Below are 15,929 nucleotides of genomic sequence, written 5' to 3' on the forward strand. Positions count from 1 at the left end.
GGCATATCTTCAATCCCTGAAGTTGGGGTCAGATGAACTTTCATCTGACCCCGAATTCCACGCCAACCACATCCTGGTCGGGTTGACGAACAACAACTGGCGGGGAAAGTACCAGCACTGGTTCAGAAAATCCAGTGGTGAGGGCTGAACATGGGGTCAGATGAAAATGGGGTCAGATGAAAAGTTCATCTGACCCCATTTTCATCTGACCCCGATTTCAACCGATCAGCTTTCCTGCAAGGCCTGCCGGATCAGTCTGAGACTTTCAGGAGCACCTTTCCGGTGTTCTTGTTTTCGGAGACGTAGGCCATTGCCTCTTCTACCTGCTCAATCGGCCAGGTGCTGTCGATCAGCGGTTCGATCTGGCAGGCACTGAGCAGTGGCCAGACATGCCGGTACAGGGCCTGCATCACCTCGCCTTTGTCTGCGACGGTGCGGGAGCGAAGCGTGGAGCCGATCAGGCGCTGGCGCTTGATCAGCATCAGCCCCAGATCCACTTCGGCCATTCGCCCGCCCATCAGTCCGATCAGCACAATGCGGCCGTCGACATTCAGCACCTTCTGGTCGTCCGCAATGTAACTGCCGCCGACCGGGTCCAGCACCATATCCACCCCGCCCCAGCTCTTAACCGCGTCAACAAAGGAACCCGCTTTCCGGTTCCAGACACCACTGGCTCCCAGGTTCCGGCAGGTCTCCAGCTTGGCGTCATCGCCGGCGGTCGCAAACACCGGGTTGCCAAACGCCGTGGCCAGTTGAATAACAGCGGTGCCCAGTCCGCTGGCGCCTGCGTGCAGAAGCACCCGCTCACCGGGTTTCAGCGCTGCCTCGTGGTAGAGGTTCAGCCAGGCCGTGGCAAAAACTTCCGGAATCGCCGCGGCTTTCTCCAGAGTCAGGCCCTTGGGTATTGGCAATACCTGAATGTCCGGTACAACCACGCGGGTGGCGTAGCCCCCGCCCGTCAGCAAGGCACACACTTCATCCCCGGGCTGAAAGCGGCTAACGCCCGGGCCAACCGAGGCAATCCGGCCACTCACTTCCAGGCCCAGGATGTCGGAGGCACCCGGCGGAGGCGGGTAAACACCGGCCCGCTGCATAAGGTCCGCCCGGTTGATTGCTGTCCAGACTACTTCGATTTCTACGTGATCTGCCGGTGGCTCACCCGGCCCTTCCCAGGTTTCCCAGCGGAGGTTGGCCCCCGTCATCTTGATTGCTTTGCTCATGTCTGATATCTCGGCCTTGCTCATATCCGCTCAGGATACCCCATGTTTTTCAAGCGTTGCACGAATGATATCGCCATAGCGAGTGGCAAGCGACGAAACCCGCCACTCACCCGGGCAACTGGGCAAGGGAGGATTTGCCAACAGTTCCGCAAGCCGGTCAGCCGCGGCCAAAGCCTCGGCTTCTGGCTCGCCCGGATGGCTTGGGTAGCGCTGATTCCGGGGGACGTATTCCGGATAAGCAAGCCGGTCCGGAGCGAGCGCAAGGCAGCCAGAAGCCATGGCCTCCAGCATCGCCAGTCCCTGAAAATCGTGCAGCGCCGTGGAAACAGCCACATCCGCCTGCCTGAGCAGCCGGTTGTAATCGTCGCGGCTTGCCATGAAACCAAAATTGACCAGCCGTTCGCTGTGTCGCTGCTCGATCAACCGGAACGCCTCAGGTGCGTTGCGGAACTGCTCACCCACTACACTGATACGAAACGGCTGGCCACGGGCGACCAGTGCATCCAGCAGAAGCAGCAGCCGGTCCGGCCCCTTGTCGTATTCCCAGCGATGGTTCCACACCAGATGCGGGCACTGTCGATCAACGCCACAATGATCGCCTGCAAACAGGCTGTCTTCAACCGGTACAGGAAGCACCCTGGATTTTTCATCAATAGTGCGGATCAGGCCTTCAGGTACACCATCAGGCAGCTTGTCCAGAAAAGCCTGGGCCTGCTCAAGAAAGCTGCGTCGGTTCCAGTCGCTGTTGAACAGAACCGTATCCGCGGCGACCACACTGTACAGGTTCACCATTTTAGGCTCAGCGCTGGAATGCTGGTTGCCGGAATCCGGGTAGGCGAACTGGTTCTCGTGCATGTACAGGATGGCAGGCGTTGCGGCGAGATGGGGGTGGATTCCCCGGAGGCTGGCAAGATCCACCATGGAGGTAACCAGCAACAGATCCCAGGATTCCTGCAGCAAGGGTTCCCGAAACCAGCTCAGCGCATTACCACGAATCCGCCACTGGAAGAACCGGGGCGGCAGGGCCAGGGTATGCCAGTCGAACTCCGGATGCGTTGCCACCAGCTGTTCCCGCCAGCGTCGGTGGCTGCCTGCATCGTAGGCCGAAAGCAGGAGTATTCGGGGTCGGTTCGTTGCTGTGTGTTCGGGCATGGGCGCATTCTGCCCTACTCCCGGTTCGACAACCAGACGCTTTGATAGGGCTTAAGTGTGATCGAGCCGGACAGGTCATCGATCTTCATACCCGAGATCAGGTCCTGCCAGTGATCGGTTCCTATGAGATTGATATCACTCAAAGCCACTGGCTGAACCTCATCGCTGATGTTGTGAATGCAGAAGATCGACTGATCCCGCCGCATGCTCTGCCGCCAGAAGCCAAATAACTGAAGGCCCAGATGCAGGGTGAACTGGGTGGCATTGGGGTGGAATGCGGGCTGTTTTCGACGGATGGCAATCAGGCGCTTCAACTCCTGGAAGGCCTTGCTGTGATGGCTCAGGGGGTCCGCGAGCTTCTGCTCCAGCTCATCCAGTTGCCACTGGCTGCGGTTAATGGACCGCAGCCGACCGGTGTGCTCCACCCGCTCCAGATCGTTCTCAGTCGCCAGCAGGCTGTGGATGTAGAACGCCGGAATCCCCTCCAGCGCCAGCATCACGGTGTGAGCGCAGACAAAGCGCTGCAACTGCCAGTGATCCGCACCGGATTCCGCGGTTCCCCTCAGGGCATCGTAGAGCGCAATGTTGATTTCGTAGGGCTGGTCCCGGCCATCGGCCGTACGGCGATAGGACACCTTGCCTCCGAAGGAATCCATGGTATTGATCAGCCGCTGCTTTTCCTCATCGGTCAGCAGGCCATCGGTCGGGCGCATGCCAATGCCGTCGTGGGAGGCGATGAAGTTCAGGTAAGTGGTGCCCATTTGCGCCGGCGGCATACTCATCAGCCAGGTTTTCAGGTGCTTGCAGTCTCCGGTCACCAGGGTATTAATCAGCAACGGTGGCAGGGAAAAATTATAGATAACATGGGCTTCGTTGGCGTTGCCAAAGTAGGTCAGATTTTCGCGGTTAGGCACGTTGGTCTCAGTAATGACCACCGCATCCGGACTGTGATGCTCGATCAAAAGGCGCAGGATCTTGATCAGCTCGTGGGTCTGCCTGAGGTGGATGCTGGGCGTGCCCGGCTCTTTCCACAGGAAAGCCACCGCATCCAGTCTGAACAGGGTAATGCCCCGCTCCAGGTATTGCCGAATGATCGCCGCGAACTCCATCAACACCTTCGGGTTGGCAAAGTTCAGATCGACCTGGTCCTCACTAAAGGTACACCAGACGTACCGCTGACCATCGTCGGTCTGCACCGGATTCAGCAGCGGTGAGGTGCGGGGCCTCACCACGGCACTCAGATCATCCCGGGGATTGCCCTCAAAGAAATAGTCCTTGCCCGGATCCACCCGTTTTCGGAAATTCTCAAACCAACGGCTGCGGGCCGACATGTGGTTAACAACCAAATCCGCCATGAGCCGGTAATCCCGGGCGATGCGCTCGATGTCTTCCCAGGTTCCGTGGGATTCGTTGACAGCCAGGTAATCCATCACCGAGAAACCATCGTCTGAGCTGTAGGGGAAAAACGGCAGGATATGGACGGACGACAGGCTGTCAGCCAGGCAGTCACTGAGGAACCGGTGCAAAGTGACCAGAGGCTTCTCCCCTGGCTGCTGCACCGTATCGGCATAGGTGATCAGCACCACATCCGATTCATCCCAGTTGTTCTGATGGGCCGGGGGCGGCGGCTGGTTGGCCGCCAGACCCATGGTAATCAGCAGCTGTTCCGAAAGGAAATCGCAATCCAGTTCCGGGTAGACCACGTCCAGCATGGCCACCAGCTTGGCTTTCAGCGGCTGGTTCATGGCCGGAATTCCTCGTTATCCAGCTCGACCGCCTCCAGCAACTGTTCCTTGATATCCGGGAGGGCGCTGGTTACCCGGTTCCAGCTGGGAATGAAGGGGGTATCCATGGGGTTATCCAGAAAATAGGCGCCGGCCCGCATCACATTCTGGGCGAACAGCTCCACGGCTTTCTCTTCCTTGTGCCGGTCAAAGGTCAGGCCGTTGATTATGGCGTCGTTCTGGTAGGTTTCGACAAAATCCAGGGCGATCCGGAAATAGGTGGCCTTGATGGTGCGAAATTTCTCGTTGGAGAAAATCTCGCCGTTGGTCGCCAGCTTGCGGAACAGGGCCTTGGCGATGTCCATGCTCATTTTTGAGAGCCCCCTGCTGGCATCCTCGGGGGACAGTTCCTGATGTTTGTGATCGTACACATCGGCGATGTCCACCTGGCACAGACGGTTGGTCGCGTAGTTGCGCTTCATTTCCGAAAGCACTCCGATCTCCAGGCCCCAGTCGCTGGGGATGCGCAGATCGTTGATCACGTCGGTACGGAACGAGAATTCACCGGCCAGGGGATAGCGGTAACTGTCCAGGTAATCCAGAAAATCGTTGGGGCCGCACACCTTTTTCAGGGCCCGGATCAGTGGTGTCACCAACAGGCGGCTGACCCGACCGTTCATTTTGCTATCGGCCACCCGGGCGTAATAGCCTTTGCAGAACATATAGTTGAAGCCCGGGTTCGCCACCGGGTATATCAGCCGCGCCACCAGGTCCCTGGAATAGGTCAGGATGTCGCAATCGTGCAGCGCAACCGATTTACTCACCCCAGACGCCAGCACATAGCCGAAGCAGTACCAGACATTTCGTCCCTTGCCCATTTCCGTCGGTGCCAGATTTTGCTCACGAAGCTGGAGATCAATGGCCCTCAGTCGCGGCCCGTCGTTCCACAACACTTTGAAGTTCTGGGGCAACTCAGAGAAATACTCGAGGGCATGGCGATATTGCTCCTCGTTCGCCCGGTCCAGGCCGATAACAACCTGATCCAGATAGGACACCTTGCCAAGTTCCTGCACGATGTTTTTCAGGGCCGGGCCTTCCAGCTCGGAATAGAGCGACGGCAGCACCAGGGACATGGGGCGGGATTTGCGGAAGTTCATCAACTCCGCTTCGAGGTCCTCCACCGGGCGGCGAACCAGGTTATGGAGGGTGGTGATAATGCCATTCTGGTAAAAGTCGCCCATGGCGGCTCTCCTTTTTATACCCTTACTTAAACAGGTCAGTACCCGTACTCAAACAAGAGATTGAGCACACACTCATTCCAGCCTTCGGGGCCGGGCTTGAGGGAGCGCATGGCGTGCTTTGCCGAAGGTAACGTCACCTCTTCGCTTTTTACGCCCCGGATCACTACCGGTATATCCGCCGATTCGAGCATTCGCTGATCGTTGGGGCTGTCGCCGAGGGCGATGGCCACCAGCGGCTGCTCGCCGTAACGCTCCCGGTATTTGCCCAGCAAGAAACGGGCCCCATCGGCTTTATCGAAAATGCCCATGGCGTGAAGGAAACGTCCTCCCGGCACCAGCCGGAGATTTTCGTTCGCCAGGGCCGCTTTAAATTCGGCCAGTCCCTCGTCGGTACCCTGCCAGATTAACGGCTCGGTACCCAGGCGCTGTTTTGCCCGTTCTGCCGCGGCCGGATCGAGACCCGTTTCACCGGCCAGCTCTTCGGCAGACATGTCATCGAAGCCCCGAAACTGCGCACCCGCGGTCCGTTGGGCGCCAAGGACTTCGAGCACCCGGTCCCGGGTTGCACCAAAATTCACCACTTCCTCAGCGGTATTGCCGAAGGTGTGAGGCGGAATAATGACCGCTGCACCGTTTTCGACAATAAAGGGGGCGGTATTTCCAAGCTCCTCCCGCAACGCCCGTATTTCCGGCAGGGTCTTGCTGGAGTTGAGCACCAGCGGAATCGCCGCCGCCCGGAGCTTTGCCAGCGCGGGGCGCGCCGGCTGCCAGCGATAATCGTCGTGGTCAAGCAGGGTGCCATCCAGGTCTGAAAAAATAAGCAAACGGGGTCTGGCCATGGTGGGTCTCCGTTAACCTGCGCGGAACTGCGGAAGGCCCAGGGAGTGATCCTCGGCCACCTTAATCAGAACATCAGCCCGGCCCGGCATTTCAGCAAGACAGGCCCGGGTAACGCGTTCGTAATGCATGACGAATCGGGCGACTTCGTCGTCATCCATAATGCGCAAGCCTTGGGCGCAGGCACCAGCATCGCCCCACTCTGGTGCGCCACGGATTTTCCGGGCCAGCTTCTGCTCCTGTAGACTGCGCCATTCCAGAACACACTCCATGGACGGGGCTTTCAGCATCACCAGGCAATCGATCTGGCCGAAAAAATCGCGGTACTGGCCTTTCAACTGCTCATTGACATACGTCCGCCAGGTTCCATCGGGGTCTTCGTCCGCCTCCAGCCGATTGATCGGAGACCTCAGCACTCCCTCATCCTCGGGCCGGGCATCCAGACACCAGCCTTCAATCAGGATCACCTCCGCCCGGCCCGGGAAGGCAGGCCAGCCATCGGTTGGAACCCGATCATCCCTGGATTTGTCGAAGGAAGGAATCGGGGTAGTGGCATCAGGCCCCGCGGAGCGAAGCTGGCCCAACACTCTTTGCCCGAGTGCAACATCGTGGGTGCCCGGCACACCCCGGGTTTTAAACAGGGGGTGGACCCGTTCGGCAAGGTCCTGGCGCTCAGCTCTGGTAAGGTAGATGTCATCAAGGGAAAAGCTGGCGGTGGGACAGTTCCGGTGCCGGGCGAGAATTTCCCGCAGAAACAGGGTCAGCGTGGACTTGCCAGTGCCCTGGGCTCCGTGAATGCCCGCCACTACCGGGCGTTTTTCCGTATCATGGAGCGCCAGGATATGGTCCGCCAGTGGCAAAATGGTCTGTTCCACGGTCTGGGCGTAGGTCTCGGGCAGGCCCTCCTGTTGAATCAGGGCCTTGATGGTTTGTTCGAGCGATCGGTCAGGCACGTTGGTTTTCCCGGTTTTGACAGATGGTTTAAGAAACAGGTCAGCAGAATTCGTACCAATGGGAGTATAGGCATTTTATGAGTGGCAACGGTTTTCGTGTGGAGCATCGCTACCTGGAACTCCCGGACAGCTTTTATACAAGAGTCCAACCCTCACCCCTGAGCGGCGCAAAGATGGTGTGCTTCAACCACACGCTGGCTGGGCAGATGGGCTTCCATGCCGAGTCCGAATCCGACTGGACCGGCGTGGGCGCAGGTACAGAGTTGCTTGAGGGCATGGACCCGGTGGCAATGAAATACACCGGCCACCAGTTCGGCGTATACAACCCCGAACTCGGCGACGGCCGGGGCCTCCTGCTATGGGAAACCGTGGGGCCGGACGGTCGCCGCTGGGACTGGCACCTGAAAGGCGCAGGCATGACCCCCTATTCCCGATTCGGCGACGGCCGGGCCGTTCTGCGCTCCACCATCCGCGAATACCTCTGCAGTGAGGCCATGCATGGCCTGGGCATCACCACTACCCGGGCTCTTTTTATGGTAAGCGCCAGAGACCCGGTTCGCCGGGAATCCATCGAAACCGCCGCAGCGCTGGTTCGGGTGGCCCAGAGCCATATCCGCTTCGGCCATTTCGAGTTCGCGGCCCATCATGAAGGACCGGAAACGGTCAAAACCCTGCTCGAACACGTCATCTCGCTGCACTTTCCCCATTTGATCAGCCTGCCGGATGACGAACGCCACAGCCGCTGGTTCGGGGAGGTGGTGGAGCGCACCGCCCGGATGATTGCAGACTGGCAGGCTGTGGGCTTCTGCCATGGCGTGATGAACAGCGACAATATGTCGATCATCGGCGACACCTTTGATTATGGCCCCTTCGCATTCCTCGACGATTTCGATGCTGGCTACATCTGCAACCACACCGACCAGGCCGGGCGATACGCCTACAACCGCCAGCCGCAGGTGGGCTTTGATAATTGCCAGTACCTGGCCCGTGCCCTCCTGCCGATTATGGATGAGGATGACGTGCGCCGGGGGCTGCGCCGCTACGAAACCGCCTACAACGAACGGTTCCTGCAGAACATGCGCGACAAACTGGGCCTGGCAATCGAGGATGAGGGAGACCTGAGCCTGATCATGGACACCTTCAGCATGCTGCATGAGCATCACGTGGACTACACCGCGTTCTTCCGGGCACTGTCCAATCTATATGCTAAAGGCCACGCGCCAGTCAGGGACCTGTTCGTGGATCGCAGCGTAGCGGACCAGTGGCTGGAGCGCTATGAAGAGAGACTCAAGAGCGAGACCCGTGCCCACGACGAACGAGAGTACGCCATGCGCGGGGTGAATCCGAAGTATGTGCTGAGAAACTATCTGGCCCAGCAGGTTATCCTGGAAGCACAGAACGGGGATTATGAACCGATGAAGGCACTGCTCAAGGTTCTGGAGCGCCCCTTCGATGAGCAGCCGGAAAACGAAGCTTACGCTGCTTTACCGCCAGACTGGGGCAAGCATCTGAATATCAGCTGTTCCAGCTGACCGTAGATAAAGACGGGGTCAGATGAAAATGGGGTCAGATGAAACTTCATCTGACCCCATTTTCATCTGACCCCAATTTCAGCTTTCAGACTGCCTTGGCCGCGATGATCTTCTCGTGCCATTCAGCCGGGCCGGTCTGGTGCACCGAAGAACCACGTGAGTCTACCGCTACCGTGACCGGCATATCTTCTACTTCGAACTCGTAAATCGCTTCCATACCCAGCTCCGGGAAGGCAACCACTTCGGCGTGCTTGATCGCCTTGGAAACCAGATAGGCGGAACCACCCACGGCCATCAGGTAAACCGCACCGAATTCCTTGATGGCGTCGATGGCTACCTGGCCGCGCTCGGCCTTACCGATCATGCCGGTCAGGCCCGTTTTCTCCAGCATGGTGTGGGTGAACTTGTCCATACGGGTTGCAGTGGTCGGGCCGGCGGGACCAACTACTTCTTCGCGCACCGGATCCACTGGGCCCACGTAGTAGATGAAACGGCCCTTCAGATCCACCGGCAGCTCCTCGCCTTTTCCGATCATGTCCACCATCTTCTTGTGGGCGGCATCGCGGCCGGTCAGCATCTTGCCGGACAGCAGAACGGTTTCACCCGGCTGCCAGTCCTTCACATCTTCCGGTGTTACGGTATCCAGGTTCACGCGGCGAACGTTTTCACCCACTTCCCAGGTGATTTCCGGCCAGTCGTCCAGGCTCGGTGGGGTCTGCAGGGAGGGGCCGGTGCCATCCAGGGTAAAGTGAGCATGGCGGGTGGCCGCACAGTTCGGAATGATAGCCACGGGCTTGTTGGCGGCGTGAGTCGGGTAGTCCTTCACCTTTACATCCAGAACCGTGGTCAGGCCGCCGAGGCCCTGGGCACCAATGCCCAACTCGTTGACCTTGTCGAACAGCTCCAGGCGCAGCTCCTCTGCGCGGCTGGACGCGCCACGCTCTTGCAGATCGTGAATATCGATCGGGTCCAGCAAAGATTCTTTTGCCATTTCCATGGCTTTCTCCGCGGTACCACCGATACCAATACCCAGCATGCCCGGCGGGCACCAGCCAGCGCCCATTTGCGGCACCATCTTCAGCACCCAGTCCACGACCGAATCCGAAGGATTCAGCATGGCGAACTTGGATTTCGCCTCGGAACCGCCGCCCTTGGCGGCAACATGCACCTCAACCTTGTCGCCCGGCACCATCTTATAGTGGATGATGGCCGGCGTGTTATCACCGGTGTTCTGGCGCTTGCCATCCGGATCCGCCAGGATCGAAGCCCGCAGTACGTTATCCGGATGCGTGTACGCCCGGCGCACGCCTTCGTTGATCACCTCATCCAGCGGCAGCTCGCAATCCCACTGCACGTTCATTCCGATGTTCACGAATACGGTGACAATACCGGTGTCCTGGCACAGCGGCCGGTGACCCTGGGCACACATACGTGAATTGATCAGAATCTGGGCCATGGCATCCCTGGCCGCCTCGCTCTCTTCCCGCTGGTAGGCTTCATGAACCGCGTCAATGAAATCCTTCGGGTGGTAGTAGGAAATGAACTGCAGCGCGTCCGCTACGCTTTCAATCAGGTCGTCCTGGCGGATTACGGTGGTCATAGGCGCCTCATCAGCTTGATATCGTTATGTTGTGTCATCGGAAATCGGGAGGCGAGAGTTTACCAGAAAATCGGTTTGGCGAGTGATTCGACAGATGGCGAAGCCATTCGTGGAAAAACCGGAGCGCTACCGGCACCGAAGCTCGACAAACCGTTAACCGGCAACTATTTTTCACAAAGGCCGAGCTCCAACCGTGCGGGGAGGGTTCAAAGCATCAGTGTAGTGTAGTGCATTGCCTTATTTGGTACTTATAGAGCTCCGTACAGCCGCGAGCGCAAGACGGAGCTCGCCGGGAATGGCCGTAGCCCTTTCCAAGAGCTCCAACGCAGTGATCGCGGCTGTACGGAGCTCCCTCCGGGCGAGTACCTCAGGGGGGCCATCTGCGGTGTTGCGACCGCTTGACGTAGCCCGCTATGCCTGCGCGATCGCGCCTTGCAGCTGGCCCCTGAGGTACTCGCTATAAGTATCAAATAAGGCAATGCACTACACTAGAATCACACTTTTGGCTGATCAACACTTGCCATACTGTCGCTATAGTCATAGATACAGAAATTGGCTTACAGCGCTGGCTACAATTTCAGAACAACCGTTTAAGCAGAACAGGCCACTGACAACGGGCTTACCGGATCAGACCGGCCCCGTCAGCTGCCGAACATAACGACACAACAACAGGAAAAGGTTCCACCCATGTTCAAGAAAACTCTAATAAGTCTTGCCGTGGCGTCTTCCGTTGGACTTACAGGCTGCCTTGAGGGCGGCAATACGGGGGCGAATGCCAATCCGGATTATCAGATCAGTAACCCAGATTTTGATGGTAAGACCTGGCCACTATTTAATCCGGTCACCGGCGAATTGCCACTGCCCAACGATCTAATCTTCCAAGGTGACGACCTTGAAACTGTGGGTGTAAACGAGGCTGACGGGACCTTCTCTGTTGCCAACACCGCGCCTCCCGTCACTACAGCCCTGAATAGGCTGAGTGGCGCGTCAACGGTAGCCCCTATCGATATAGCAATGAACGGATTGATTGACGCTGAATCCGTAGATGGTCAACCTTTCGTAGTCGATCAAGACGGCGAACTGGTACTGACTTCAGGCGTCGCAACGCCGAATCCGAATCAGAATGTGTTTTTGCTTGAGCTTGACTACGCCAGCGGCGACCCACTTCAGGCGTTGTCGCTCAGTGAGCCACCCACGATCCCGCTTGCTCAGCCTTTCTCTCAAATTTCTGGAACGCTTAAAGCCGGTGGGACGCCTAGTGCAGGGCTTGTTGCAGCCGCCAATTCTGCTGCGAGGGCCGCTGTCGACCAATACGAAGTCTCGGTGGTAGAACAATCAACCGACGAGGGTGTTCGCAGTGTTATTCGCATCAATCTTCTGAAACCTTTAAACCCTCGCAAACGCTATATTGCCGTGGTCACGAACAGCGTACAGGACGCCAGCAGTAATAATATTATTGCATCGCCCACTTACTCGAACCTCACTGACGAGGATGCACCGATTGGCTCAAGCAGTCTTCAACCGGTTCGCACTATCATCAATAAACTCTGGGAGTCTGTCGCCGGCGCCTATTTTGCCATTCCTAACAGCGTCCGGGAACAGCAGAGCCTGCCACTGTTGTCAGCCGACAACATAGCTATGAGCTACTCGTTTATGACCTCCGCTGACGAGGAGGTTCTGCCTTACATGGCTCAGCCTGAAAACTGGTTTACCGACCAGGTAAAAGCACTTGTTCGTTTGGGCACGGTCAGAAAGGTTGCAGGAGCCGCGACAGTGCTGGGTGCTATCGCAGAAGGGAGCTCGCTGGAAAAAGCGCTTGCTGCTAAGCGAAAATCCAAAGATGAAGTTGGCCCCAATGACACCAACCGAAACGGCGAAATTGATGCTCTCGACTTCGATTTCAACGGCGACAGCAACCTGACAACGGCAGACTTTAATCTGTCGAGTACCGGCGATACAGCAGATTCTCCATTCAACTTCTTTGACGTGCAGGCAGCGATCACAGCGGCGGAGACAAACTTCCCGTCCCCTGGATTAGTGGCAGCTCTGCCAACTCTGTTTGGCTCTGGAGCTCCATGCGAAGGCCTGGACTTTGAGGACGGTACGACCTGCGCAGGAACCGCACTCGCTTCGAATTTCAATTCTCTTTTACCCCAGATTGGCGACAAGAGCGATTCGGTCATCCTTCCGGCATACACTGACCCATCAGCCGCCATTGCTGGTTTGCTCACACCCGCGCTCTCTTCAGTGATTGGGTCCGATACTGCAGTTGTGCTTCAAGGCAGCATCGAACTGCCGTACTATCTGGGAACACCTAATGGCGCTGATGGCTCTGCCATTAACGATGATGTTTGGACGGGCAATCACATGCTCGCCGAAAACCTGAATACAGCCTTCGGTCCTGTAGGTCTGCAGCTTGCACAGGGTGTAGAATCGCCCGCCACAGGTGATTATGCTAGTGACGCAGTGAACTACTTGTACCCATTCCCCGATCTGACGGATAACCTCAAGGTTCCCATGCTGGTGATGGTTCCGCAACCAGGCAAGACAACTGCCGCGAACTTTACCTGGAACGGCGCCAGCCAGCTACCAGTCGTTGTTTTCCAACACGGCATTACAACTGATAGAAGCGCCGCGCTGTCGGTCGGCTCTTTCCTGACTGCGGCAGGCTACGCGGTTGTTGCAATCGACCTTCCTCTGCACGGCGTGGACGCCGAGGATCAATCTGACAAAACCTCTGGCGTGACTGAAGAAAAGCAGGCGTTGGCTGCCACATTGCTGAAAGGACTGGATGCAACGGATGCGGCATCTGGCGACAGTTTACCGACGCAAAATACCACAGCAAATATAGCAGCGATTATCGATCAAACGTTCATTGCTCAGGCCGTGTCCTTCGTACAAGCCAATCTCGGCTGTACAGAGAGCGACCCAGTAGTCATTGCTTCTGGCAGTGGCTCCTGTGGTGCCCCCGGCCCTGATGCGGCCGATGCCGCCGCGGCCCAATATGTTGGCTTTGCTATCGGTGCCGAAAACTCGGTTGCAAATCACACCAGCGTCATTCCGGGTATCGCCAGAACGGGTTTCGAACGCCACTTTAACTTCACCGCCAATGGCAGTGGTAACCCCACAGCCATGAACTTTGACAATGGCGTTGGCTCTTCAGGCAGCCTTTACATCAACCTGCAGAACTTCTTCAACAGCCGCGATAAGAACCTCCAGTCTCAAGTTGACCTGGTGAACCTGATCGCTTCTGTTGGGGGCATCGATGTGAACGGTGACGGAAATGGAGACTTCGATACCAACAACGTCTATTTAGTGGGCCACTCGCTTGGTACCGTCGCGACTGCTGGTGCGGCCGCTGTGGCCAACCAGACCGACATCACTGACGTTCAGGCAACCGTTCTCTACACACCGGCGTCCGGTATTACGCGCTTGCTCGAGAACTCACCATCCTTTGCACCTCGCATTCTGGCTGGGCTCCAGGCCTCCGGTGTAGAGCAAGGTTCACAGGATTATGAAACCTTTATGCGTGTTGTTCAGCACGCCATTGACCCCGCCGATCCGATCAACCTAGCGGACGACATTGTGAGTGGTGGCAAGAGCATCCTGACTTTCAATATCGTCGGCACGGAAGACGGAAATGGTGCGACTCTCTACCAATCTGATCAGACGACCATCATTGAAGCGGCGAACACTCAGTTGAACCAGGCGTTCCCGGATTATCTCGCGGGAGGCATTCCTCTCTCAGAGGCGCTGGGAGCAACCAACGTTGTAACCACCAATGGCACCGAAACCTCACTTGCGAGCAACCTTGCCTACGGCACCCATGGGATGTTCGTCCTGCCTTCACCCAATTCCGACATTGAGGATGAAACCGAGCGTAACGCCGACTTCCAGCGACAGAAGGATGCATTTGCGGAATCCCTGTATCAAACCGTGGAGTTTTTTGGAGCCGGGGGCACGCTTAGTGGTGCGGTTGATGCCTCAAATGGCAGTGTTGGCACAGCAACCTTTACGCCAATCCTGGATGATCGGCCGCTGCCTACGCCTCAAGACGTCATAGACAATAATGACACCGATGAGTTCACACAGTTGAACTAAACCCACTAGGAAATCGGAATGCCTCGGACTTATATCCGGGGCATTTTTCGTTTCATCAATTCAAGGCCTCCTCGTCAAACTGCCTAGTATATGGTTCCGTTAATACTATTGCATTAATATCACCAGTTGCTAACCTTGCTCTCAAGTACTGTTAGCTTTGAGAGGGTGGCATATGGCGAAACGAAAACCTCTGAATATCCAAGCAGACATTCGGGAGAAGCTGGTCAGCATTAGCCGCAGTCGGACGGAATCAGCTGCGACCGTCAGGCGAGCGCAAATTTTGTTGGCTTACAGCAAGGGCATGCGAATATCGGAGATTGCGCGAGAGTTGGGGACCAATCGGCCAATGATCGAACGCACCATCGACAAAGCATTGACGTTCGAACCGATGCAGGCGCTTAAAGACTTGCCGCGCCCTGGGCGCACGCCACTGATCAGTGATGACGCGAAAAGCTGGGTGCTGTCGGAGGCATGCCGCAAACCAAAGGAGTTGGGTTATGCCCATGAAACCTGGACTTATAGCCTACTGATCCAGCATATCCGTACGCACTGCAAGGAGGCTGGCTATCCGGAATTGGACCGATTGGGCAAGAGTCGCCTGCATGCCATCTTATCCAAGAGCAATATCAAGCCGCACAAGATCAGCTACTACCTGGAGCGCAAGGACCCTGAGTTTGATGAGAAGATGGCCAATGTGCTCTGCGTCTACAAGGAACTGGAAGTGCAGAACGCCTCGGATGCAGAGCGCCGTTCGGTAACCCTCTCTTATGACGAGAAACCCGGCATCCAGGCTCTGCGGGGTATTGCAGCGGACCTGCTGCCTGTTGTAGGTCGCTATGAGACCACCGGACGGGATTATGAGTACAAGCGCTTGGGTACCGTTTCGCTGCTGGCGGGCATTGATCTGCATACTGGAGAAGTGATCCCGCTGGTGCGTGATCGCCATCGCAGTCGCGAGTTTGTAGAGTTCTTGGAGACGCTCGATGGTAACTATCCATCGGACTGGAAGATCCGTTTGATTCTGGATAACCACTCGGCGCATATTTCCAAGGAAACCCAGACTTACCTGCGATCCAAGCCTGAGCGATTCGAGTTTGTGTTCACGCCAAAGCACGGCTCCTGGCTGAACTTGATCGAAGTCTTTTTCAGCAAAATTGCCCGCTCGTTTCTCCGCCATATACGTGTGGATTCCAAGGAGGAGTTGGTTGAGCGAATTTACCGAGGAATTGAAGACATGAATCGCGAGCCGGTCATATTTCGCTGGCGCTATAAAATGGATGAGATCGCCTCATAAATTATATGTTATTTACGGAGCGATATACTAGCCTTCGTGTACTTGTATCTTTTCCAGGTCTACTGGGCCTTTTGCTAGGCCCAGGCGCATCGCCGGAGTCTTACCTTCGCTATTTGTTTTGCAGTAGTTGTAATGTAACTATTCAGCTCATTCTCAGAAAAAAGTTCTTGACAGGGTTTTTGCCCGGTTTTGCAGAACTTCACCCACACTCGCCCCATTGCCGTAACATCGCGCTCAACCCCCCTGTTCTTCCTTCATTGCGGTCTTGAGCTGCC

The 15,929-nt window shown here is 56.9% G+C and carries 10 protein-coding genes; 3 read left to right on the forward strand and 7 right to left on the reverse strand.

What is annotated here, in order from left to right; translation table 11 throughout:
- Positions 1–251 precede the first annotated feature (251 nt).
- The 6 genes from AC13C0_RS04325 to AC13C0_RS04350 are packed head-to-tail and all read right to left on the reverse strand — an operon-like array spanning position 252 to position 7,127.
- Positions 252–1,220 carry an NAD(P)H-quinone oxidoreductase gene (locus AC13C0_RS04325; protein ID WP_117620478.1) on the reverse strand — a complete coding sequence of 323 codons (969 nt, stop codon included), beginning with the start codon at positions 1,218–1,220 and terminating at the stop codon, positions 252–254.
- Between the two features lie 30 nt (positions 1,221–1,250).
- Positions 1,251–2,372: a tRNA-queuosine alpha-mannosyltransferase domain-containing protein gene (locus AC13C0_RS04330; RefSeq protein WP_117620048.1), complete on the reverse strand. Its 1,122-nt coding sequence runs from the start codon at positions 2,370–2,372 to the stop codon at positions 1,251–1,253.
- A 14-nt stretch (positions 2,373–2,386) separates the two neighbouring features.
- Positions 2,387–4,117: a sugar phosphorylase gene (locus tag AC13C0_RS04335; protein WP_482954011.1), complete on the reverse strand. Its 1,731-nt coding sequence runs from the start codon at positions 4,115–4,117 to the stop codon at positions 2,387–2,389.
- Entirely contained in the window at positions 4,114–5,337 is a 1,224-nt protein-coding gene (locus AC13C0_RS04340; RefSeq protein WP_117620046.1) for a glycosyltransferase family protein, read from the reverse strand. The genes AC13C0_RS04335 and AC13C0_RS04340 overlap by 4 nt, the downstream gene beginning before the upstream one ends.
- Before the next feature lie 35 nt (positions 5,338–5,372).
- Positions 5,373–6,176, reverse strand: a complete 804-nt coding sequence (locus tag AC13C0_RS04345) for an HAD-IIB family hydrolase (protein ID WP_482954012.1) — start codon at positions 6,174–6,176, stop codon at positions 5,373–5,375.
- A 12-nt stretch (positions 6,177–6,188) separates the two neighbouring features.
- Positions 6,189–7,127: a hypothetical protein gene (locus AC13C0_RS04350; protein WP_117620044.1), complete on the reverse strand. Its 939-nt coding sequence runs from the start codon at positions 7,125–7,127 to the stop codon at positions 6,189–6,191.
- A 77-nt stretch (positions 7,128–7,204) separates the two neighbouring features.
- Between AC13C0_RS04350 and AC13C0_RS04355 the strand changes: the two genes are divergently transcribed.
- Entirely contained in the window at positions 7,205–8,659 is a 1,455-nt protein-coding gene (locus AC13C0_RS04355) for a protein adenylyltransferase SelO (protein WP_117620043.1), read from the forward strand.
- A gap of 85 nt (positions 8,660–8,744) precedes the next feature.
- Here the strand turns inward: AC13C0_RS04355 and AC13C0_RS04360 are convergent, their stop codons facing one another.
- Positions 8,745–10,259 (reverse strand): fumarate hydratase, encoded by a 1,515-nt coding sequence (locus AC13C0_RS04360; RefSeq protein ID WP_341581592.1) that lies wholly within the window; start codon positions 10,257–10,259, stop codon positions 8,745–8,747.
- A gap of 687 nt (positions 10,260–10,946) precedes the next feature.
- Here AC13C0_RS04360 and AC13C0_RS04365 point away from each other — a divergent pair.
- Positions 10,947–14,360, forward strand: a complete 3,414-nt coding sequence (locus tag AC13C0_RS04365) for a hypothetical protein (protein ID WP_482954013.1) — start codon at positions 10,947–10,949, stop codon at positions 14,358–14,360.
- Between the two features lie 172 nt (positions 14,361–14,532).
- Complete coding sequence (locus AC13C0_RS04370) at positions 14,533–15,654, forward strand: IS630 family transposase (protein ID WP_482954014.1); 1,122 nt, start codon at positions 14,533–14,535, stop codon at positions 15,652–15,654.
- Positions 15,655–15,929: the final 275 nt, after the last annotated feature.

The organism is Marinobacter sp. B-21, from assembly GCF_056857895.1.

Coding starts and splice junctions, on each gene's coding strand:
- AC13C0_RS04345 (WP_482954012.1), bottom strand. CDS start 6,176: ATGGCCAGACCCCGTTTGCTTATTTTTTCAGACCTGGATGGCACCCTG.
- AC13C0_RS04335 (WP_482954011.1), bottom strand. CDS start 4,117: ATGAACCAGCCGCTGAAAGCCAAGCTGGTGGCCATGCTGGACGTGGTC.
- AC13C0_RS04340 (WP_117620046.1), bottom strand. CDS start 5,337: ATGGGCGACTTTTACCAGAATGGCATTATCACCACCCTCCATAACCTG.
- AC13C0_RS04325 (WP_117620478.1), bottom strand. CDS start 1,220: ATGAGCAAAGCAATCAAGATGACGGGGGCCAACCTCCGCTGGGAAACC.
- AC13C0_RS04355 (WP_117620043.1), top strand. CDS start 7,205: ATGAGTGGCAACGGTTTTCGTGTGGAGCATCGCTACCTGGAACTCCCG.
- AC13C0_RS04365 (WP_482954013.1), top strand. CDS start 10,947: ATGTTCAAGAAAACTCTAATAAGTCTTGCCGTGGCGTCTTCCGTTGGA.
- AC13C0_RS04330 (WP_117620048.1), bottom strand. CDS start 2,372: ATGCCCGAACACACAGCAACGAACCGACCCCGAATACTCCTGCTTTCG.
- AC13C0_RS04360 (WP_341581592.1), bottom strand. CDS start 10,259: ATGACCACCGTAATCCGCCAGGACGACCTGATTGAAAGCGTAGCGGAC.
- AC13C0_RS04370 (WP_482954014.1), top strand. CDS start 14,533: ATGGCGAAACGAAAACCTCTGAATATCCAAGCAGACATTCGGGAGAAG.